This is a genomic window from Cellulophaga omnivescoria (assembly GCF_027915275.1).
In the GTDB taxonomy this organism is placed as follows: Bacteria; Bacteroidota; Bacteroidia; order Flavobacteriales; family Flavobacteriaceae; genus Cellulophaga; species Cellulophaga omnivescoria.
The window spans coordinates 3,318,372-3,339,219 of the sequence record NZ_CP115819.1 but is presented as its reverse complement, the minus strand read 5'-3'; the positions used below and the strand labels follow the sequence as shown (position 1 = coordinate 3,339,219).

The following is a 20,848-nucleotide window of genomic DNA, read 5'->3' as shown; positions in this document are numbered from 1 at the left end:
GGTTATAAACATTTAACATTTAAATAAATAGGTTGTAATAATTAAAAATAAAAAAGATCTAGTATAATTAGTATCAACATTATTATCTGCTTGTTTTATTAACAGTTTAACCAAAAAAGTTGACTCTAATTTAAAAATTCCTAAAACTTTGTTAGATAATAGCCTGTACTTATTTTAATACCTAATTTTGTAATCTAAATTGGTACATTATGAGATTTCACAGTAGAAAATGGGTAAAACCAGGAGATTTAAATGCAAACAAAACACTTTTTGGAGGTAAAGTTTTAGCGTGGGTAGATGAAGAAGCTGCTTTATATACAATTATACAGCTAGAGAATAAAAAGGTGGTTACCAAATATATGTCTGAGATTAATTTTATGAGCTCTGCAAAGGAAGGTGATATTGTAGAAATTGGTATAGAGGTTATAAAATTTGGAGTATCATCTTTAACATTAAATTGCGAAGTACGTAATAAAATGACTAGAGAAACAATATTAACTGTAGATAATATTATTATGGTTAATTTAGATGAAGATGGAAAACCTAAACCACACGGAAAAACCAAAATTGAATATGTAAGAGACAGGTTAGCCAAATAATACCTAAAAACATAAATTTTAAAAAGTCTTAGTTAATAGCTAAGACTTTTTTTTTGTATTCACTTAAAAATTAAATATTTATAAAAAAACTATTTTTTAGTTTTAATTTGATTTTGGGTTTTAGTATTGAAATAGGGTTAAAAGGTCAATAAAAACGGCTAATTGTAACATTCTGTTACTAATAAACTTACAAATAAAGAGGTTTCACAACATAATAAGGCACCTATATAACATTTAATTGGTAGGACTCTGTTAAATATTGAGATTTACAATGTAATAAATTGATTACGTGTCTAATTTAATACTTAACAACATAAATTTCGCCCAAATTGAAATTGAAAGACCTACATACTTCATTATCCAATTTGCAGGAAAAACTTGATAGTTTTTCTTTTAACGAATTGTCTGTAAAACAAGCAGATGCACTTAGGGGTGTTTTAAATAACTTTAAAAAACTTTTAGTTCACAAAAGTAATGTTAAAGCAACTTTTTCATCAGAAAACAACTCGTTTAAAGATAAATTAATTACGCGTGCAAACAGTGAAATTAAGAAACCATTACACGGTATTTTAAACAACACTGAAAAACTATTAAAAAGTAATTTAACTATGGAACAGGAGAAAATTGTAAAAGACATACAGGCAACATCTAGCACTATGTTAAACGTTTCTGAAGATTTAATAGGGTACACTACTAGCAATGATATAAATGAAAATTTAAGCATACCTATTAAATTTAAAAATGTAGTTAATGATGTATTGTTTTTATGCAATACATTAATTACTACAGACAACCTTGTTTTAAATAAAAAAATAGATTCTGATATACCAAAACAATTAATAGGAGACCCATCTAAATTATCACAAATACTCTTAAACATTGTGGGTAATAGTATACAGTCTACAGCTAAGGGAGAAATTTTAGTTACAGCATCAGTAAAAGAAAACTATACAGACAATGTAATTTTAGAATTTAATGTTAACGATACCAATGGCACTATAACTGATAAAAAAGCATTAGAAATTTTTGATATTTATAGACAAGATAATTCTAAATTAGGATTAGGCTTAAATGTAGCTAAAGAGTTAATAGAATCTCTTAATGGTACAATTTACGTTTCTAACAGAGAATCTGTGGGTACCACTTTTACATTTACAATTCCATTTAAAAAGCCTTTAAAACCGCTTACAGCAACTAATATTGCTAGTGTTAGCGGTATTAATGTATTGGTTTTTGAAGATAATAAACTAAACCAAAAATTACTAGAATTTAAGTTAGACAAATGGCAGTGCACCTCTTTTGTAACAGATAACTGTAGTACCGGATTAGAAATTTTAGAAAACAACATTATAGACATCATTTTAATGGATATGAGAATGCCAGAAAAAAATGGTGATGAAATAGCAGAAATAATAAAATCTCATACAAACGCAAGAATTAGTAATACCCCAATAATTGCTGTTACTGCCGATGATGATATACAAAATAGCAAAGAATTTAATACCTCAAATTTTACCAATTTTTTATTAAAACCCTACACCTCTGAGGAGTTACTAAACACTTTATTGGAGCAATTACAAAAAAATGCAAATATGGAAACATTAACAAGTAATCATATTAATGATCATGGAGATACCCGTAAATTAAACCTAACACCTGTTTTAAATGAGTGTATGGGAGATTTAGGAATGCTTCAGGAATTAGTTAAATTATTTAAAAATAATGCTTTAGAATTTATAGGAAAGTCAATTGTACATATTAAAAATGAAGATTTTGAGGCCTTAAAATTTGCTACACACAAAATTAAAGCAGGTTTAAAAATGATGAAAACTGATGCTTTATTTGAAAGCGTTTTACAAATGGAAAATGCAATTAAAGATGATGTAGATGTAAAACACTTAAATTTTCTTTACAATTGTTTTATAGATGAATACCCGGTTATAGAACAACAATTAGATGACGAATTATTGAGATTGGCAGAAGAAGCATAAAATTATATTATGGAGAAAAGATTACTGTTGGCGGAGGATGATGAATTACTTTCTTCACTATTAAAATATAGGTTAACTAAAAGCGGTTACATTGTAGACGTTGTAATTAATGGTAAGCAAGTAAAAGAATATTTAGTAGAAAACACGCCAGATTTAATTATAAGTGATATTATGATGCCATATATGTCTGGTATAGAACTAATAGACTATGTTAGAAATACTTTAAATTCATCATTACCAATAATTATAATATCCTCAGCAGGCAATGAAGAAAACGTTTTAAATGCTTTTGAAATGGGCGCAAACGACTTTTTGTCAAAACCTGTTAGTCCGCCAGAGTTGTTAATACGTGTAGCAAGGGTATTAAAAAACGTTCCTGTATAAAAAAATGATAATACTAAACCACATATTTACAAGTATAGCACCAAAAATTGGCGTTAACTTTTTGTGGGTATTAGCTATTGTATTTGCAATTGTTGCATTGCTATACATAGGAATTACTTTTTATGCAAAAAGCAATATTACATTAGGTGTTAAACGTAATAAAATTAAGAAAAGAGAACTAGGTCCAATAGTGAGTGAATTTCTATTTTTTGATGAAAAAACGGCTTCACTTGAAGATAAAAATAATTATGTATGCCTAAAGATTAAAATAAGGCAAATGCTTAAAAATAAGCGAAACAGAAAAATTTTGGCAGAAGTATTGGTAGAACTTAGTCAAGATTTATCTGGAGAAACCTTAAAATCTCTTCACAAATTATACAAAGATCTTGGTTTAGATAATGATGCGTTAGAAAAGCTTAAAAGTTGGCGTTGGCACACTATATCACAAGGTATTGTAGAGTTAACGCAAATGAAGGTTACAGACTCTTATAACAAAATAACAAAATTTGTAAATGGGAGTAGAGGTGTAATTCGTAAACAATCTGTTATTGCTATTGTGTCATTAAAAGATGAGGGTATTAACTATTTTTTAGACACAACTCAGCATAAAATATCAGAATGGCAACAGCTTAAATTGTTAGAAATACTTCAAAATAAAAAAAACTACAATCCGCCTAGTTTTAAAAATTGGCTATTTTCTAAAAATGTAGATACTGTTCTTTTTGCTTTGCGCTTAGTTAAGCATTATGATCAAAGTGACGCTAATTCTTCTATTGTTCAATTAATTAGACATAAAAACAGCCAAATTAGGCAAGTAGCTATACAGTGTGTTAGTGAGTTTAATGTGGTAGAGGCTAGAGAATCTTTAAAAAAGATTTTTAATACAAGTACAAACGATACTAAATTACTTATTATTGAAGCTTTAGAAAGCTTAGGATTTGCAGAGGATGTACAATTTTTAAATACTATAGAAAATCGTAAAGAAATTTTTGCTGTTAAAAACAAAGCATTAGTTGCTATTAACAGTTTATTACCAGAAAATCATTTAGAAATAGAAGGGTTAGAAGATATTAGTGCCGTTTTAATCCAAAAAGAAGATAAAAAGCCATTAAATCCGCTTGAAGTTACAGTAACACCAAGAACCGAGATTGAAAAAGATTTAACTTCTGCAATAGATCAGTTAACAGATGACACAGATAATGTACCAATTGTTAATGATATAGTGGAGACAGATCTTTTAACGTTTACTATAGATGATACTATAGATGTGGTTACAGAGGTAGCACCTATAGATGATGATAAGCATTTAGAGTTTATAAAATTTTTAGAAACTAAAAAAGAAACACCAAAAGAAGCACCAAATACCGTTTATTTTAATGTTTCTGAGTCTAGCAGCACAAGTAAAAAAGAACCTGAAAATTTAATTAATAATTCCAAAGAGGCTCTGCCAGACTCTGTTTTTAAAAGCTTGTATGATGGATGCGATACCGAAGCAAAGCTTATTCTACTTGATGAAATAGGAGCATTAGGCGATGAAAAGGAGCTACAATTTGTATTAAGTTTATTAAATGCGCCAGAAATAGAAATTAGCAAGAAAGCTGCAAGTGTAAAAATTATTATAGAAAATAGATTGTCTGTAATAGCAGAGCAAGATGCTTTAGAAGAAAATGCTACATCAAAACTAATAAACAAGAATCTAAATTTACAAGAAGAGCTAAACGCCCGTTACACGAATACTACAAAAACTATTACACCAATTAAACCAACTTTAGTTAAAGAGTTAAAACCTTTAGAGTTGTGCTTTTTAGAGGAAGAAGAAGAAAAAACAGAAGAAGATGTTTTTGGCTTTTTTGATATCAATTTTATTTTATCTGAAGAGTTTTATAAAGATAACTGCAACTAAACCTAAGCCAAAACTTGGCCACATATGTTTCAGAGCGATTTTTTTACCATTATAGTAGATTATATAAACATTATATTTTTAATGTTTACCATAGTCTTATTTTCTGGTTACACGGTAATGGGGTACTTGGCAACTAAACATACCTTACACTACAGAAGAAAAAATAGTTTTGGAGACCTATCTAAGGTAATGGCATCTCCGCTAGCGCCCAGTATTACTATAATAGCACCAGCTTACAATGAGGGTATGAATATTGTAGAAAATGTGAGGTCTCTTTTATCATTAAACTATGTAGATTATGAGGTTATGGTGGTTAATGATGGAAGTAAAGATGATACACTAGAGAAAATGATTGCCGCTTATGACCTTGTGAAAATAGAGCAAAAAATAGATCCTAATTGGCAGTCTAAACCCATAAGAGGCATATACAAGTCTAAACAAAAGGCATTTCATAAACTTACGGTAATAGATAAAGAAAACGGAGGTAAATCTGACGCGTTAAATACTGGTATGCAACTATCTAATAACAGGTATGTTGGCTGTATAGATGTAGACTGTTTATTGCTGCCTGATGCTCTTTTACATGTAGTAAAATCTTTTTTTCAAAGATCAGGAAAAAGAGTTATTGCAGTTGGTGGTGTTATACGTGTAGCTAATTCCTGTATTATAGATGGTGGTGAGCTAGAAGAAGTACGTTTACCAAAAAATTGGTTGGCCAAGTTTCAATTGTTAGAATATACTAGATCTTTTATTTTAGGGCGTATGGCTTGGGGTAGTATAGATAGTTTGCTAATTATTTCTGGCGCATTTGGTTTTTTTGATCGTGAAATTGCATTAGCTGCTGGCGGCTATGACACTAATACGGTAGGAGAAGATATGGAAATTGTTTTTAGAATGCGTAGGTATATGCATGAAAGGGACTTACCATATACAGTAGAATATATTCCTGATCCTTTATGTTGGACAGAGGTTCCTGAGGAGGTTAAAATATTTATAAACCAAAGAGATAGGTGGTCTAGAGGTAATTTAGAAACCTTAACAAAACATAAGGATATGTTTTTTAACCCTAAATATGGTAGGTTAGGTATGTTAAGTTACCCATATTGGTTTTTTTATGAGTGGTTAGCACCGTTGTTAGAGTTTTTCGGATTTTTATCAATAATTCTATTCTATTATTTAGGCATATTAAACTTTCAATTTTTTATAGCTATAACGGCAGCAGTTTTCTCGTTTTCAGTTATGTTCTCATTTTTTGCAATATTTTGGGAAGTATATGCATACAATCAATACAAAACAAAAGACATTTTAGTTTTAATGTTGTTTGCAATTTTAGAGCCTTTTGTATTTCATCCGTTGGTAACATTTTCTGCTGTAAGAGGCAACTATAAAAAACTATTTAAAATAAAATCTGGTTGGGGAACTATAACTCGTAAAGGATTTAGTAAAGCAACATAAATGAGTGTTACGGTACCACATACAAGCACAGATTTAACCTTAAAACATTATACAAGGTTGTTAATATCATTTGCTTTAGTATTGGTAATTTTATCGTTATACCAATACATTGTTTTGTTTAACAAAGGCATTATAAATACCATATTTAGTGTTAGCTATTTGTTAAATATTACTCACCACATAGGTTTTGCAGCATTTGTTGGTTTTTTGCTAGTAATACCTTATTATTTTTTAGAAAAATCTAAATACGGAAGAGGTTATAAATTCACTTTTTTCGTGCTTTTTGTTTTACTAGCAACAGAGTGTTTTTTAATCTTATATTTTACAAGAGCATATGTGCCCTTAGGAGCAAACATTTTAGATTATAATTATGTAGATTTTAAATCTGCTATTACAACAAACATAGTGGTTCCTTTTCTTTTTATTTTACTTGTAACCATTTTAATATTTTTGTTTTATGGCACATATTTAATTACCTCTAAGTACTATCATTATGTAAATAAAATGTTTCCTTTTACCTTTTTTTTACTCACCATTTTTGTGGCTTCATTATTTGTTTCTGGTCAGCCAATAAACCAAAATAAAACACAATTTTTAATAGTTAATTTATATCAAAATTTTTTAGAAGACGATACTTATTTAGATAATCCAAACAACCCACCTTATCCATTGTTAAATGACTATAAAATTAATAACACTTTTAATAATCACTTTAATTTATTAGCAAGTAAACCAAACATAGTATTTGTAATGGTAAATGGGCTAGGAGCAGATTTTATAGACAAAAATTCCAAGTATGGTAATTTTATGCCTTTTTTAGATTCTTTAGCACAAAAATCTCTTTATTGGCAAAATTGTTTTGCTACAACCGGAAAACAATTTGGAGCATTACCCGCGGTAGTAGGTTCTTTACCACACGGTAAAAAAGGTTTTATGGAGGTAACCCAACAAGTTAACAGAGCAACCTTGTTTAGTATATTAAAAAATAACGGTTATAGTACAGCATATTTACAAGGGTCAAATAGTTCTTTTAATAATGTAGATAATTTTGTTTATCATGAAAAAGTAGATTTACTTATAGACCGCAGCTATTTTGGCTTAAACTACAAGCTTACACCAGTAAATAGTTCTGGGCAGTCATTAGGTTACCCAGACAAAGAACTGTTTAAAAAAAGTTTAAATACACCAAGGAATGCTCACAAACCTAAATTTGATGTGTACACAACAGCATCTTTACAAGAACCTTTTATAATACCAAATAATACGGTTTACTTAAAAAATGTAAAAAGTATAATAAAAAGTTCTAAAGCATCTAAAACAATTAAAAATCAATTAAACAAATCAAAAGAAATTTTGGCTTGTATGTTATACACAGATACTTCTTTAAAGTACTTTTTTCAGTCTTATAAAAACAAAAAAGAATACCAAAATACTATTTTTGTAATTACGGGAACTCACAGATTGGTGAATTTACCTGCTACTAACGCATTAAAAAAATATAATGTTCCACTACTAGTGTTTAGCCCAATGCTAAAAGCTCCAAAAACATTAAAAGCTGTAACTTCTCATTTAGATATTGTACCGTCATTTATTAATTTATTGGCAGACGGCTATAATATTAGTGTGCCAAAAAAAGTGGCATGGTTGGGTAATAATTTACCTTTTAGTTCTAATTTTTTGGCAAACAGAAATATTGCTATAATGCGCGATAAAAATCAAATTGAAGATTTTTTACATAATAATCACTTTTATTCTTCGGGTACCATTTATAAGGTTGATGACAAACTTAATTTAACACAAAGTACAAACGATAGTGTTTATAATTTATTAGTTAATTATAGGTCTATAAATTCCTATGTAACTAGATATAACAAATTAATTCCAGCACATACTGCAATTTTTAAAATAGAAAACACACAATTTTCTGAGGAAGATAAAATTTGGATTAATAGTGTTTTAAACGGACAAAGTTTTGACAGTGCTTATAAAACTGCTCAAAAAATGGCATTTAATGGAGATACAGAAAATGCTCTGCGTTTATGCAACTATATTCTGTATGAAATTCCTAGTCACATAGATGCTAAAATTTTAAAAGGGAGAATTAATTCATGGAACAAAAATTATGATGTTGCAGAACAAATTCTTTTAAAGTGTATTTCTTCAAATCCTACATATGATGACTCCTATAGTGCATTACTAGATGTTTATTTTTGGTCTAACCAAAATATTAAGAGTATAGATTTAGAGTCTATTATGCTTAAAAATGGAGTAAATACACCAAACTTATCTATAAAATTAAAAAGGGCACATACAGAACTAAAAAAATAACCGTTATACCTATACCTACAGTATTTTGTAATGAAATTTTCTATATACATATTATTAGTATTTACATTTTTGGTTATTACCACGGGTAATAGTCAAAACACTACATATATGGGAAATCCAGATGCTTCTTTTTTAGTTGCACGAGATTTGGCTTTTGCTAATAAAAGAAAACAAGCCAGAGATACGTTAAAACATATTTTATCTAAATACCCTAACTACACAGATGTAGAAAATTTATTAGCAAAAACATTGACTTGGGATGCTCAGTATAGCAAAGCCAGGTTACACTATAATAATATAATAACTAGAGATAAAAGTAATTTAGAAGTTTGGATAGCAGCTATAAAGAATGAGTTGTATGCCAAAAACTATAATACAGCACTTGGTTTAGCAAATAAAGGATTAGTAACATTAAAAAATAATACTGAGTTATTAGAATTAAAAAATAATGCAATTTTAGAATTAAAGAAGGCAGAATCTAAAGTTAGCCAATCTACTATGGTTATAGATACCACTGTGGTGGTAAATTCAGATTTAAAAAATGCAATTTTACTTACAACAGAAGCTCAATCATTTAATAAAGTCTATAACACAATGTCTGCTGTTAGTATTGCTTATAAGCGTACAACAAAATTTGGCGATATTATTCCAACAATTAATTATAGTAATAGGTTTAATACAAATGGTATACAGTATCAGTTAGATGCCTACCCTAAACTTGGTACTAAAATGTATGCATATGCCAGTTATGCATATTCAGACTCAGAAATTTTTCCGAGCCACAGAATAGGAGGTGAGCTATACAGATCGTTACCAAAATCCTTAGAAATATCAGTAGGAGCTAGGTATCTATCATATAACAGTAAAAATGCAACCGTATTTACAGGTTCTTTAAGTTGGTACCCTGGTAACTACTATTTGTCATGGAGACCTTATATTAATCCTGCAAATAATAGTACAATTAGTTTTTCTAACAGTTTTACTGCACGTAGGTATCTAAAAGATAAATATAACTATTTGGACTTTCAGTTTGGCTTTGGTTTTTCACCAGAAACTACACAATTAACAGAGAATAATGTTTTACTATCAGAGTCTATATTTTATTTGGAGTCACAAGAAGCTGCGTTTACATATAACTTTACTGTAAAAAATACTAAAAATATACTTGCAGCAACATTAGGTGTTACAAGACAAGAGTTAATTTTTACACCTAATGAGTTTTATTTAGCAGTAACCGGAAGGGTAAAATATCAATTTAATTGGTAACAATATTAAAGATAGCTTTTCACAACAAAAAATAATAAGTTCACCACATTTTATTGTAACAACAAAAGTGTTTCTGTAGTTTTAGACCAGATTAGAAACCCAAATAACCTACTTATTATGTTATACGATACTTACGGAGAAGAATACCTTAACTTCTTACATGATTTAAACGAAATTTTAAGTCTAAATGAATTAGTAGAATTAGATTACATATAAATGTAGTTGTTATTTTAATATTTAATAAACCCCAAAATCTTTTGTTATGGCACACCAAAACAACTCGGCTTACTTATCATTTGTAGAGAGCCTAAATGAAATTCTATCTGAAGTAAATATTACCAAGCTAAATTATTCTTAGTAACATAATTACTTTATTAAAAAGCATAAAAAAAAGAGCAACTATAATTAGTTGCTCTTTTTTTATTTAAAGTAAAAATTAACCTAAATATGTTTTTAATATTTTGCTTCTAGAGTTGTGTTTTAGCTTACGTATGGCCTTTTCTCTAATTTGCCTAACGCGCTCACGTGTTAGGTCAAAAATCTGACCAATTTCTTCTAAAGTCATAGAGTGCTTATCACCAATACCGTAATATAGTTTTACAACATCTGCTTCTCTAGGTGATAATGTTTCTAATGCTCTATTTATTTCTGTATTTAAAGATTGATGCATTAATTTTTCATCTGGGTTTGGAGATTCCCCGTATTTAATAACATCATATAAGTTAGAATCTTCACCTTCTTTAAAAGGTGCATCCATAGATACATGTCTTCCAGAGTTTTTCATAGACTGTTTTACCTCACTAACAGATAATTCTAACTCTTTTGCAATTTCTTCTGCAGAAGGTGGTCTTTCATGTGTTTGCTCTAAATAAGAAAAAGCTTTCTTAATTTTATTAATAGAACCAATTTTGTTTAATGGTAAACGTACAATTCTAGACTGTTCTGCTAAGGCTTGTAAAATAGACTGTCTAATCCACCAAACAGCATAAGAAATAAACTTAAAACCTCTAGTTTCATCAAATCTTTTAGCGGCTTTAACTAAACCTACATTGCCTTCGTTAATTAAATCTGGTAATTTTAAACCTTGATTTTGATATTGTTTAGCAACAGAAACAACAAATCTTAAATTTGCGTTTGTTAATTTTTCTAATGCAGCTTCGTCTCCTGCACGTATTTTTTGAGCTAACTCTACTTCTTCATTGGCAGTAATTAGATCTATTTTGCTGATATCTTGCAGGTATTTATCTAGTGATTTTGATTCTCTGTTGGTTACCTGTTTGATGATCTTTAGTTGCCTCATATATCTGTTCTGTTAATTTAAAGTTTAAAAGTACAGTATACATTTTAAAATGTTATTTTCCAAACATTTAACACAATGTTTATACATTACTTATTAATGAAAAACTTACTTTTTGTAAATTAGGACCATATAAATAAATTACTTCAGGTTTATTTTATTTGGTAACTTTCGGGCTTATAGATTTTTGTATGAGTAAACGAGCTTTAAAAAAATATTTATCAGAATTAAAAAAAAACGAACTAGAAGAGCAGCTATTAGGGCTTTATGAAAAATTTCCTGCAGTAAAAGCTTATTATAGTTTTGTTTTTAATCCTAAGGAAGAAAAATTAGTACAAGAAGCTAAGTTAAAAATAGCAAATGAGTATTTTCCGGTAAAAAGAAAAAGACCAAGAGCGCGCAGATCTGTTGCTCAAAAATATATTAAAAACTTTTTACTGCTAGGTGTAGACGCTCCGTTAGTTGCAGATGTAATGTTGTATAATTTAGAGATTGCACAGGAGTTTTCTGTTAACAAAAATGTACCAGAGGCTTTTTATAAAAGTATGCTTAACTCTTTTGAGCAAGCCATACAATACATTGCAGTTAATGCAATACTACCAGAATTTAAAGAACGTATTTTAGTTATTTACAATCATACACAAGATAATAATTGGTTATTTAAAGACGGTTTTTCTAAGGCGTTAGATGCAATAGATTAAACAGTAACCAGCGTATTTATCTACATTTTTTATCAGTTTTATGCTCTAATGTTTTCTAAAAGCACAAAAATCGCCTAATTTAGCAAGGTTTATTTTTAAACTTTAATACATCGTTTTTCTACGATTAATTACAAAATAGGTTATCCAATTTGGAAGAACAGAAAACAACTACAGAAAAAACATTATACGACTACCAACTAGAGGATTTAAACAAAATATTCACCTATTTTGATGAAAATCCTGCTGGAACAAATTTGTTGTATCAATTGCCAACAGGTGGTGGAAAAACAGTAGTTTTTTCTGAAATTGCCCGTAGATACATAGCTCAAAAAAATAAAAAAGTTGTAGTGCTAACTCACAGAATAGAGCTAAGTGCACAAACGTCTAAAATGCTTAATAGTTTTGGCGTACATAACAAAGTTATAAATAGTAGTGTTAAAGATTTAAATGACCAAAATAGCTATATGTGCTTTGTAGCTATGGTAGAAACCTTAAATAACAGACTACAAGAAGAAAATGTAGAGCTAAAAGACATAGGGCTTGTAATTATAGATGAAGCACATTACAACTCTTTTCGTAAGTTATTTAAATACTTTAAAGATTCATCTATACTTGGTGTAACGGCAACACCGCTTAGTTCTAATATTAAGCTACCAATGAAAGACAATTATAAAAAGTTAATCATTGGCGAGTCTATACAATCTTTAATTAAACGTAACTTTTTATCTAGAGCTAACCAATATAGTTATGATGTTGGTTTAAAAACACTAAAATTAGGTATTAATGGCGATTATACAGTAAAATCTTCAGATGAGTTGTATAGTAACCAAACTATGCAAAGCAAGTTGCTATCTTCTTACGAGGAGTTGGCTAAAGGTACAAAAACGTTAATATTTAATAACGGTATTAGCACATCATACTACGTATATGAAACCTTTAAAAAAGCAGGTTACAACATACGTCATTTAGATAATAAAAATTCTGCTGCAGAACGTAAAGAAATTTTAGAGTGGTTTTCTATAACACCAGACGCTATTTTAACATCTGTAAGTATACTAACTACTGGTTTTGATGAGCCTACAGTAGAAACTATTATTTTAAATAGAGCAACAAGGTCTTTAACGTTATATTTTCAAATGATAGGGCGTGGTTCTCGTGTGACTGATACTAAAGATGAGTTTACCGTTATAGATTTAGGTAACAATACCAAAAGATTTGGGTTGTGGAGTGAACCTATAGATTGGCAAGAAATCTTTCATTTTCCTGACTTTTTCTTAGAAAACATTAAGAATGATGAAGAAATAGAACGCGATTTTGTTTATGAAATGCCTCAAGCTTTACGAGATGAGTTTTCTAAATCAGAAAATATATTTTTTGATATTAAAGCCGAATATAAGGCTGCTTTTGCTAAAGGGTTAAAGTCTAAATCGGTGTTGGAAAAAAGTATAGAGCAACACGCAAAAATATGTGTAGAAAATAGTGAAGATGTTTTTGATGCACGTATTTTGGCTAAGAAGCTTAAAGAAGAAATACAGTACCGTGTTAGGCAATATTCTTACTGTATAATGAATAATACTAAAAATTATAAAGAGTGGTTAGAGGAGGATTATGAGCGTAAATTACGATTAAGTATTTCTCAAAAATTTTCATCTAAAATGTAAATCTTTTAGCGTGAAAAATGTTTTATTTATTGGTTTTGTGTGGCCAGAGCCCACCACCACTGCGGCAGGTGGCAGAATTTTACAGCTAATAAACTTTTTTAAAAAGCAAAACTATACCGTAACATTTGCTAGTACAGCGGCAAAATCTTTGTACTCTGTAGATTTTTCATCTTTAGGAGTGCTAGAACAGGAAATAAAATTAAATAGTGATAGCTTTAATAGTTTTATAGCAAAACTAAATCCAGATATTGTTGTTTTTGATCGATTTTTAACTGAAGAACAATTTGGATGGCGCGTAGCACAAGTTGTACCAAATGCATTGCGAATTTTAGATACAGAAGATCTTCATTTTTTACGTAAAGCTAGAGAAGAAGCGTTTAAAAAAGGAAAATTACAACCTAATGAAGAAGCTTTAAAAGAATTAGAGATTACAAAGAGAGAAATTGCAAGTATTTACAGATGCGACTTTTCATTAATAATTTCTATGTTTGAAGAGCAGTTACTAATAAATACTTTTAAAATTGATAGTTCTTTACTTTTACATATTCCGTTTATGTTAAACACAAGTACAAGTACTAATTTTCCGCTGTTTAAAAACAGAAAAGATTTTGTTTGCATTGGTAATGGTAAACACAAGCCTAATGTAGATGCTGCGTTGTGGTTACATAAAGAAATTTGGCCGCTAATACGTAAAGAGTTACCAGAAGTAAACCTACACATATATGGCGCTTATTTACCGCAGCAAATTACAGAAAAACATAACCCTAAAACCGGGTTTTTAGTTCACGGTTGGGGAAAAGATGTAGACCAAATTATGCAACAAACTAAAGTAAATTTAGCTCCCTTGCGTTTTGGAGCAGGTATAAAAGGTAAATTAATAGATGCTATGCGTAACGGAACACCTAGTGTAACCACACAAATAGGAGCAGAGGGTATGCAAGGTATTTTACCTTGGGGTGGAGATATATCAACAACAGTTAACAGTTTTGTTGCATCTGCTATAAGCTTGTATACCAATGAAACTAAATGGTTGCAAGCTCAAAAAAACGGAAAACAAATTCTAAATACGTATTATGCTAAATCTAAATTAGAGGATAAATTATCTAATAAAATTAGTACTTTGCAAAAAGATATAAAAAAGCATAGAAACGCCAATTTTATTGGTAGTTTACTACAGCACCATAGTATGATGAGTACAAAATACTTATCTAAATGGATAGCAGAAAAAGAAAAGAAAAACGAAGCCTAAAATTTATACAAATGAAAAATATTGAGTGGAAAGTTGCTCAGGAGTTTGAAGATATTACGTATAAAAAGTGCAATGGTGTAGCGCGTATAGCGTTTAACAGACCAGATGTACGTAATGCGTTTAGACCAAAAACTACAAGTGAGCTGTACAAAGCATTTTATGATGCGCAAGAAGACACATCTATAGGTGTTGTTTTGTTATCTGCAGAAGGGCCTTCTAGTAAAGATGGTGTATACTCTTTTTGTAGTGGTGGAGACCAAAAAGCCAGAGGTCACCAAGGGTATGTTGGTGAAGATGGTATGCATAGGTTAAATATTTTAGAAGTTCAGCGTTTAATACGTTTTATGACCAAAGTGGTAATTGCCGTTGTTCCTGGTTGGGCTGTTGGTGGTGGCCATAGTTTGCATGTAGTGTGCGATTTAACTTTGGCAAGTAAAGAACACGCAATATTTAAGCAAACAGATGCAGATGTTACTAGTTTTGATGGAGGTTATGGTTCTGCGTATTTAGCTAAAATGGTTGGACAGAAAAAAGCTAGAGAAATTTTCTTTTTAGGTCGTAATTACTCTGCTCAAGATGCTTATGAAATGGGAATGGTTAATGCTGTTATACCACACGATGAGTTAGAAGATACTGCATATGAGTGGGCACAAGAAATACTAGAAAAATCGCCAACATCTATAAAAATGCTAAAGTTTGCAATGAACTTAACAGATGATGGTATGGTAGGGCAGCAAGTTTTTGCAGGTGAAGCAACTAGATTGGCGTATATGACAGAAGAAGCTAAAGAAGGTCGTAATGCCTTTTTAGAAAAACGTAAGCCAAACTTTGGTGAAAATAAGTGGATTCCTTAATTAAGGTATAAGTGTTTTAAATGAAAAAGAGTCTTGTTGGCAAAAACAAGACTCTTTTTACGAGAACACTATATGAAAATGAAAAATTATATACTCTTTAATTACACTGCTAAAGTATACAAGGTTTGTAATAAAATAAAATGTATGTTGTTAACCTAATAGTTATTGTTGTGTACCTTTGCAATTATGGTGTGTGGTATAAAATAGCAGCTAATAAGTAGTTATAAGAATGAAAAAACACAATTACGAGATAACAGTAGCGTGGACGGGTAATGAGGGTAATGGTACCCAAAACTATACATCTTATAATAGAAACCATACAATAACAGCAAATCACAAATACGGTGAAATTAAAGGGTCATCAGATCCCTCATTTTTAGGTGATAAAACAAAATATAATCCTGAAGACCTTTTTTTATCTTCCTTATCCTCTTGTCATATGCTATGGTATTTACATTTATGCTCTGTACATAAAATTGTGGTAAATTCTTATGTAGATAATGCTATTGGCACTATGGAAGAAACTGAAGATGGAAGCGGAAAATTTACCGGGGTAACTTTACAACCAAAAGTTATAATTACAGATCCTAAAATGTTAGAAAAAGCAAATGAATTACATAAACAAGCTAATAAAATGTGTTTTATAGCAAATTCATGTAATTTTAAAATAGACCACAAACCAAATATAACTGTTTCATAAATTGGTTACTTAGTAAATACTATACAACTACAAAAAAATATAAGATGTCGTTTAAAAAAATACATCCAGAATTAAAAGAAGCTCTAGAACGTTTAAAAATAACTGAACCAACACCGTTTCAGTCTAAAGTACTCTCAAAAATTAAGGGTGGTGCAAGTATATTTGGTTTAGCTCCTAAAGGATCTGGTAAAACAACAGCTTTGGTTATTAGCACATTGCAAAAATTAAAATGTGAAGAGTTTGAAGACGCGCCAAGAGCATTAATTTTTGTTAAGGATAAACAGGCTGCATTAGAACTTAAGCAAGAGTTTGATAAGTTTACATTTAGGATGTCTATACGTACGTACTGTGCTTATGAGGAGCAAAATATAGACGACCAAAGGGATGATATTTATGATGGTGTAGACATTGTAATTGCCACTCCTAAAAGGTTAAATAAAATATTTTATACTAACGGTATAAACTTAAACGTGCTACAATTGTTTATTGTAGACGATGCTGAGTTTTTAATTAAACCACAACTGTTTTCTGAGGTAATTAGAACACCAGAAAGCATAAACAAGTGTCAGTATTTGGTTTTTGGAACTAAGTTTGATGACCGTATGCAACGTATGCAAGACTCATTTATGGCTTCTGCACAGATTGTGAAGTTGTAATTTTCTATTTGCAACTGTTACTTTTAAAAATAAAAATGTATCACTTTTCTAATTAAAAACGAGAAGTTTAATTTTAGTCCGACCTACGAAAGTATTTTAGAACTATAATGAAGCTATTACATACTATAAAAGTATAACCAAAAAGCAATTGCTTTTTAGTTATACTTTAAATCTTTCTCATTAATTTTTTTAGTCCATAACTCTTCACCATCTTTATTAAAAATAGAAATAGTAAGCTCACGTTCTTTACGTGGACCTTTTACATTTAAAATTCCAAAGTTATGTTGGCCAACAATGGTATCATCAATTTTGTAAGCATTTAAAGGCTCTTTGTTAGTATTAGCGCCAGCTGTTAATGAAGAACAAGTTAGGTCATATAATGGATATACGTTATCATTTTCTTGCATACGACTTAATACAGTATGGTGCCTGTCTCCATCTAAAAAAACAACACCTTCAATTTTTGCTTCACGTATTTTTTCAATTAAGTAATTACGTTCTTTAGGGAAAGTAGCGTGGTTTTCATACATCGCTTCAGAACTTACTACTTGTCCGCCAATAACAAGAAACTTAAAAGGAGCATCACTAGTAGTTAAGGCGTTTATAAGCCAGTCTATTTGTGTTTTACCAAGTATTTGTCTTTCTGTAGTGTAATTATTATTAGCAGTTCTGTAGTAGCGATTATCTAATAAAAAGAACTCTAAATCTGCCCATGTAAAAGAACCTGTAATACCACCTTTATCAATAACATCATAATTAGGATTACCCCAAAATAGTTTAAAAATTTCTGATGAAGTTTCTTTTAAAGGAAAACTACTGTTTGAGTTATCTGGACCATAATCATGATCGTCCCAAATAGCATAATTGTGTGTAGAAGCTAACAACGGCTGAAGTTCTGGTAAAGACCTTGTGTGTGTGTATCTATGAAATATACCTGTTCTAGAGTCCCAATCTGGCTCTCTTAAGTATGTATTATCTCCCAACCAAAGCATAAAGTTTGGATTTTTTTTATGAATAGCTGTAAAAATATCAAAATCGCTACCATATGGTTTTCCTGGTCTATCAAACTCCACTTCATTTACATAATTACAGCTACCAATAGCAAAGTTAACTTCTGGCGGGTCTGTTCTCCATTGCCATAGTTGTTGAGACTCAAACTCCATAGCGTAATCTTTTTGTATCTTTTTACCATTTACAAACAGCTCATACACGTATTTTTTACCAGGTAAAACCTTATCTGCTATTAGTTTAGCTACAAAACCAGTATTGACTTCTGTAGTATACTTTTGTGTTGTAAATCTTTGTTTAGCATTTTCTTTCTCGTAATAAACAAAATGTACCTCTGCTGCTTTAGTGGTTTGTACCCAAAGTAATACTTCTTTCATTGTAGAATAGCCAACCATAGGGCCAGATTGCAACAAATCTTGCGAAACAACAGAATATAAATTAGTTATACACAGTAAAAATAAAAGCAGATACTTTCTCATTTAAAAAAAAATTAATAGTAAATGTAGATTAAAAAAAGATTACCATTATTAATTAAACTTTAAATGTCCATAAACTAGAACATTAAATATAAACAGATACCGTAAGCACTATCATTAAAAAGACAGTTAAAATAGCAACTAATGGCCATACAAACTTTAACCATTTATTGTAACCAACCTTTACAATTGCTAAAGAAGCAAGTATTAATCCAGTAGGATTTATAAATTTAAATAATCCCATACCATATAAGTAAGCATTTACAATTATTTCTCTGCCAATGCCAGCTGTATCTGCTAATGGAGACATAATAGGCATACTTAAAACAGCCATACCAGATGTAGAAGGTATAAAAAATGAAAGTCCGCTATAGACTAACATTACCGAGTTAATAAAAATTCCTTTTTCCATACCACTAGTAACACTAGATGCATAGTACAATAATGTATCTCCAATAGCACCATCTTGCATTAAAACCGTTACACCTTTAGCAATACCTATAATAAAAGCTACACCTAATAATTCTCCGGCCCCTTTTACAAAAGTATCTATAAACTGTGCCTCCTTAATTTTTGCAATAACACCTATTATTATAGAACCTACTAAAAATACCGTTGTCATTTCTACAAACCACCAATCTAAACTAGATACTCCATAGACCATTACAACAAAACAAGCGGTAAATACAAGTAATATTAAACGCAGTCTTGCTGTTAACTTTAAGTTAGTTTTACTAGTGTCTGATCCAAATAATTGTTCAATTTCTGCTTTTTGGTCGTAAATAATAGATTTGGTAGGGTCTTTTTTTATACGTTGCGCATATCTAATTATATATGCAATACAAATTATTAAACCTAAGACCAATGTAATAATTCTACCATCTATACCAGAGGTCCAGTTTATGCCAGCAGCATTAGATGCTATAATAACACTAAACGGATTTATAGTAGAAGCCAAAGTCCCTATACAAGACCCAATATATATAGATGCCAATGCAACCAATGCATCATATTTAGCCGCTAAAAATATAGGAATTAAAATAGGGTAGAAGGCTATTGTTTCTTCTTCTAAACCAAAAGTTGTTCCGCCTAAAGCAATTAAGCAGGTTACTAAAATTATTAAAATGTATTCTTTTCCTTGTAATTTTTTTGCCAACCAAGCAATTCCAGCATCAAAAGCACCAGTTAAATTCATAATAGCAATTAAACCACCAATAATTAATACTAAAAAAATAATATCTGCCGCATCAATAATTCCTTTAATGGGTGATTTTAAAAATGAAGCTACACCTTGTGGCTGTGCATCAATTTCTTTATATGTATCCGGTATACCAATAGGCTTTCTAATATCTCCGTTTTTAAATTTTTGTAACGGAATGTTTATTTGGAATGTAGTTAACGTTTCTTGCGTTGCGGATACTGTAGAAGATTCATTTCCACTATTTATGGTAAAAGTATTGTCTGCTTCATTATAGGTTAATGTATTATACTTACCAGCAGGGACCAAGTAAGTTAAAACAGCTACAAGCGCTGCTATTACTAATAAAATTGCTTGTGCAGAAGGGAATTTTAATTTTTTCAATGCGTATATTTTTTCAAGGGTTTAAAGATAATATTATTTTAGTGGATTAATTAGTTTTGATAAAGAATGAAAGCAAGTATACCAGAAAGTTGGAGTCATATTATTTTACCAGAGTTTGAAAAAGAATATTTTAAAGAATTAAGTTCTTTTGTAACTAAAGAATATAAAACAACTATATGTTACCCTGCTACAAAAGAAATTTTTGCAGCTTTTAACCATTGTTCTTTGTCTAACACTAAAGTGGTAATTATTGGCCAGGATCCTTATCACGGGCCACACCAAGCAAACGGATTGTGTTTTTCTGTGAAAGACGGTATTAAACATCCGCCGTCACTAATAAATATTTTTAAAGAGTTAGAGACCGATTTAAACATTACATATCCTATAAGTGGTAATTTAGAACGATGGGCCAAACAGGGAGTTTTGTTATTAAACGCAACATTAACTGTTAGAGCACACGAAGCAGGTAGTCATCAAAAAAAAGGATGGGAAACGTTTACAGATACTATTATAAAAAGAATATCTGAAGAAAAAAAAGGTGTTATTTTTATGCTTTGGGGCGGATATGCCAAAAAGAAATCGAAATTAATTGATACAAATAAACATTATATTTTAACAAGCGGACATCCATCACCATTAAGTGCAAACAGAGGATATTGGTTTGGTAACAAACACTTTAGTGCTGCAAATACCATTCTAAAAGATAGTGGAAAGGCACAGATAGAATGGTAATTGAGC

Annotated in this window: 17 protein-coding genes; 14 read left to right on the top strand and 3 right to left on the bottom strand. The window is 30.2% G+C overall.

The features are described from left to right. Positions 1 to 209 precede the first annotated feature (209 nt). The 7 genes from PBN93_RS14730 (at position 210) to PBN93_RS14700 (ending at position 9,926) form a co-directional block, all read left to right on the top strand. Positions 210 to 599: an acyl-CoA thioesterase gene (locus tag PBN93_RS14730; protein WP_077399616.1), complete on the top strand. Its 390-nt coding sequence runs from the start codon at positions 210 to 212 to the stop codon at positions 597 to 599. A 329-nt stretch (positions 600 to 928) separates the two neighbouring features. Next, positions 929 to 2,590, top strand: coding sequence for a response regulator (locus tag PBN93_RS14725; protein ID WP_271080973.1), 1,662 nt, complete (start codon positions 929 to 931; stop codon positions 2,588 to 2,590). Between the two features lie 9 nt (positions 2,591 to 2,599). Further along, on the top strand, positions 2,600 to 2,974 hold the full coding sequence (locus tag PBN93_RS14720; protein ID WP_077399610.1) for a response regulator transcription factor: 375 nt from the start codon (positions 2,600 to 2,602) through the stop codon (positions 2,972 to 2,974). 4 nt (positions 2,975 to 2,978) lie between these two features. Then, positions 2,979 to 4,877 (top strand): HEAT repeat domain-containing protein, encoded by a 1,899-nt coding sequence (locus PBN93_RS14715; protein WP_271080972.1) that lies wholly within the window; start codon positions 2,979 to 2,981, stop codon positions 4,875 to 4,877. 24 nt (positions 4,878 to 4,901) lie between these two features. Further along, on the top strand, positions 4,902 to 6,332 hold the full coding sequence (locus PBN93_RS14710) for a glycosyltransferase family 2 protein (protein WP_077399604.1): 1,431 nt from the start codon (positions 4,902 to 4,904) through the stop codon (positions 6,330 to 6,332). Continuing rightward, positions 6,333 to 8,660: an LTA synthase family protein gene (locus PBN93_RS14705; RefSeq protein ID WP_271080971.1), complete on the top strand. Its 2,328-nt coding sequence runs from the start codon at positions 6,333 to 6,335 to the stop codon at positions 8,658 to 8,660. Between the two features lie 30 nt (positions 8,661 to 8,690). Next, on the top strand, positions 8,691 to 9,926 hold the full coding sequence (locus PBN93_RS14700; protein WP_271080970.1) for a YaiO family outer membrane beta-barrel protein: 1,236 nt from the start codon (positions 8,691 to 8,693) through the stop codon (positions 9,924 to 9,926). Between the two features lie 436 nt (positions 9,927 to 10,362). On the opposite strand, the gene PBN93_RS14695 is transcribed toward PBN93_RS14700, so the two are convergent. After that, positions 10,363 to 11,226 carry a sigma-70 family RNA polymerase sigma factor gene (locus PBN93_RS14695; protein ID WP_013622496.1) on the bottom strand — a complete coding sequence of 288 codons (864 nt, stop codon included), beginning with the start codon at positions 11,224 to 11,226 and terminating at the stop codon, positions 10,363 to 10,365. A gap of 188 nt (positions 11,227 to 11,414) precedes the next feature. Here PBN93_RS14695 and PBN93_RS14690 point away from each other — a divergent pair, with 188 nt between their 5' ends. From PBN93_RS14690 to PBN93_RS14665, 6 genes are all read left to right on the top strand, one after another. Next, a complete protein-coding gene (locus PBN93_RS14690) occupies positions 11,415 to 11,924 on the top strand; it encodes a DUF6155 family protein (RefSeq protein ID WP_077399595.1) in 510 nt (169 codons plus the stop codon). A 149-nt stretch (positions 11,925 to 12,073) separates the two neighbouring features. Then, complete coding sequence (locus tag PBN93_RS14685) at positions 12,074 to 13,585, top strand: DEAD/DEAH box helicase (RefSeq protein ID WP_077399592.1); 1,512 nt, start codon at positions 12,074 to 12,076, stop codon at positions 13,583 to 13,585. 10 nt (positions 13,586 to 13,595) lie between these two features. Further along, positions 13,596 to 14,834, top strand: a complete 1,239-nt coding sequence (locus tag PBN93_RS14680) for a glycosyltransferase (RefSeq protein WP_077399590.1) — start codon at positions 13,596 to 13,598, stop codon at positions 14,832 to 14,834. A gap of 11 nt (positions 14,835 to 14,845) precedes the next feature. After that, the gene (locus tag PBN93_RS14675) at positions 14,846 to 15,688 is read left to right on the top strand and encodes a 1,4-dihydroxy-2-naphthoyl-CoA synthase (RefSeq protein WP_171974459.1); all 843 of its coding nucleotides are present in this window, start codon (positions 14,846 to 14,848) and stop codon (positions 15,686 to 15,688) included. A 229-nt stretch (positions 15,689 to 15,917) separates the two neighbouring features. Continuing rightward, complete coding sequence (locus tag PBN93_RS14670; protein WP_077399587.1) at positions 15,918 to 16,388, top strand: OsmC family protein; 471 nt, start codon at positions 15,918 to 15,920, stop codon at positions 16,386 to 16,388. A 44-nt stretch (positions 16,389 to 16,432) separates the two neighbouring features. Beyond that, on the top strand, positions 16,433 to 17,044 hold the full coding sequence (locus tag PBN93_RS14665; RefSeq protein WP_077399584.1) for a DEAD/DEAH box helicase: 612 nt from the start codon (positions 16,433 to 16,435) through the stop codon (positions 17,042 to 17,044). A gap of 155 nt (positions 17,045 to 17,199) precedes the next feature. On the opposite strand, the gene PBN93_RS14660 is transcribed toward PBN93_RS14665, so the two are convergent. Beyond that, the gene (locus PBN93_RS14660; RefSeq protein ID WP_271080969.1) at positions 17,200 to 18,531 is read right to left on the bottom strand and encodes an alkaline phosphatase D family protein; all 1,332 of its coding nucleotides are present in this window, start codon (positions 18,529 to 18,531) and stop codon (positions 17,200 to 17,202) included. Between the two features lie 82 nt (positions 18,532 to 18,613). Then, positions 18,614 to 20,110, bottom strand: coding sequence for a YfcC family protein (locus PBN93_RS14655; protein ID WP_271080968.1), 1,497 nt, complete (start codon positions 20,108 to 20,110; stop codon positions 18,614 to 18,616). 66 nt (positions 20,111 to 20,176) lie between these two features. Here PBN93_RS14655 and PBN93_RS14650 point away from each other — a divergent pair, with 66 nt between their 5' ends. Then, positions 20,177 to 20,842, top strand: a complete 666-nt coding sequence (locus tag PBN93_RS14650) for a uracil-DNA glycosylase (RefSeq protein WP_271080967.1) — start codon at positions 20,177 to 20,179, stop codon at positions 20,840 to 20,842. Positions 20,843 to 20,848 lie beyond the last annotated feature (6 nt).

Excerpts from the sequence above, each read along its gene's own strand:
- PBN93_RS14720 (WP_077399610.1), top strand. The coding sequence starts at position 2,600 with ATGGAGAAAAGATTACTGTTGGCGGAGGATGATGAATTACTTTCTTCA.
- PBN93_RS14690 (WP_077399595.1), top strand. The coding sequence starts at position 11,415 with ATGAGTAAACGAGCTTTAAAAAAATATTTATCAGAATTAAAAAAAAAC.
- PBN93_RS14660 (WP_271080969.1), bottom strand. The coding sequence starts at position 18,531 with ATGAGAAAGTATCTGCTTTTATTTTTACTGTGTATAACTAATTTATAT.
- PBN93_RS14710 (WP_077399604.1), top strand. The coding sequence starts at position 4,902 with ATGTTTCAGAGCGATTTTTTTACCATTATAGTAGATTATATAAACATT.
- PBN93_RS14665 (WP_077399584.1), top strand. The coding sequence starts at position 16,433 with ATGTCGTTTAAAAAAATACATCCAGAATTAAAAGAAGCTCTAGAACGT.
- PBN93_RS14675 (WP_171974459.1), top strand. The coding sequence starts at position 14,846 with ATGAAAAATATTGAGTGGAAAGTTGCTCAGGAGTTTGAAGATATTACG.
- PBN93_RS14730 (WP_077399616.1), top strand. The coding sequence starts at position 210 with ATGAGATTTCACAGTAGAAAATGGGTAAAACCAGGAGATTTAAATGCA.
- PBN93_RS14695 (WP_013622496.1), bottom strand. The coding sequence starts at position 11,226 with ATGAGGCAACTAAAGATCATCAAACAGGTAACCAACAGAGAATCAAAA.
- PBN93_RS14700 (WP_271080970.1), top strand. The coding sequence starts at position 8,691 with ATGAAATTTTCTATATACATATTATTAGTATTTACATTTTTGGTTATT.
- PBN93_RS14650 (WP_271080967.1), top strand. The coding sequence starts at position 20,177 with ATGAAAGCAAGTATACCAGAAAGTTGGAGTCATATTATTTTACCAGAG.
- PBN93_RS14715 (WP_271080972.1), top strand. The coding sequence starts at position 2,979 with ATGATAATACTAAACCACATATTTACAAGTATAGCACCAAAAATTGGC.
- PBN93_RS14670 (WP_077399587.1), top strand. The coding sequence starts at position 15,918 with ATGAAAAAACACAATTACGAGATAACAGTAGCGTGGACGGGTAATGAG.
- PBN93_RS14705 (WP_271080971.1), top strand. The coding sequence starts at position 6,333 with ATGAGTGTTACGGTACCACATACAAGCACAGATTTAACCTTAAAACAT.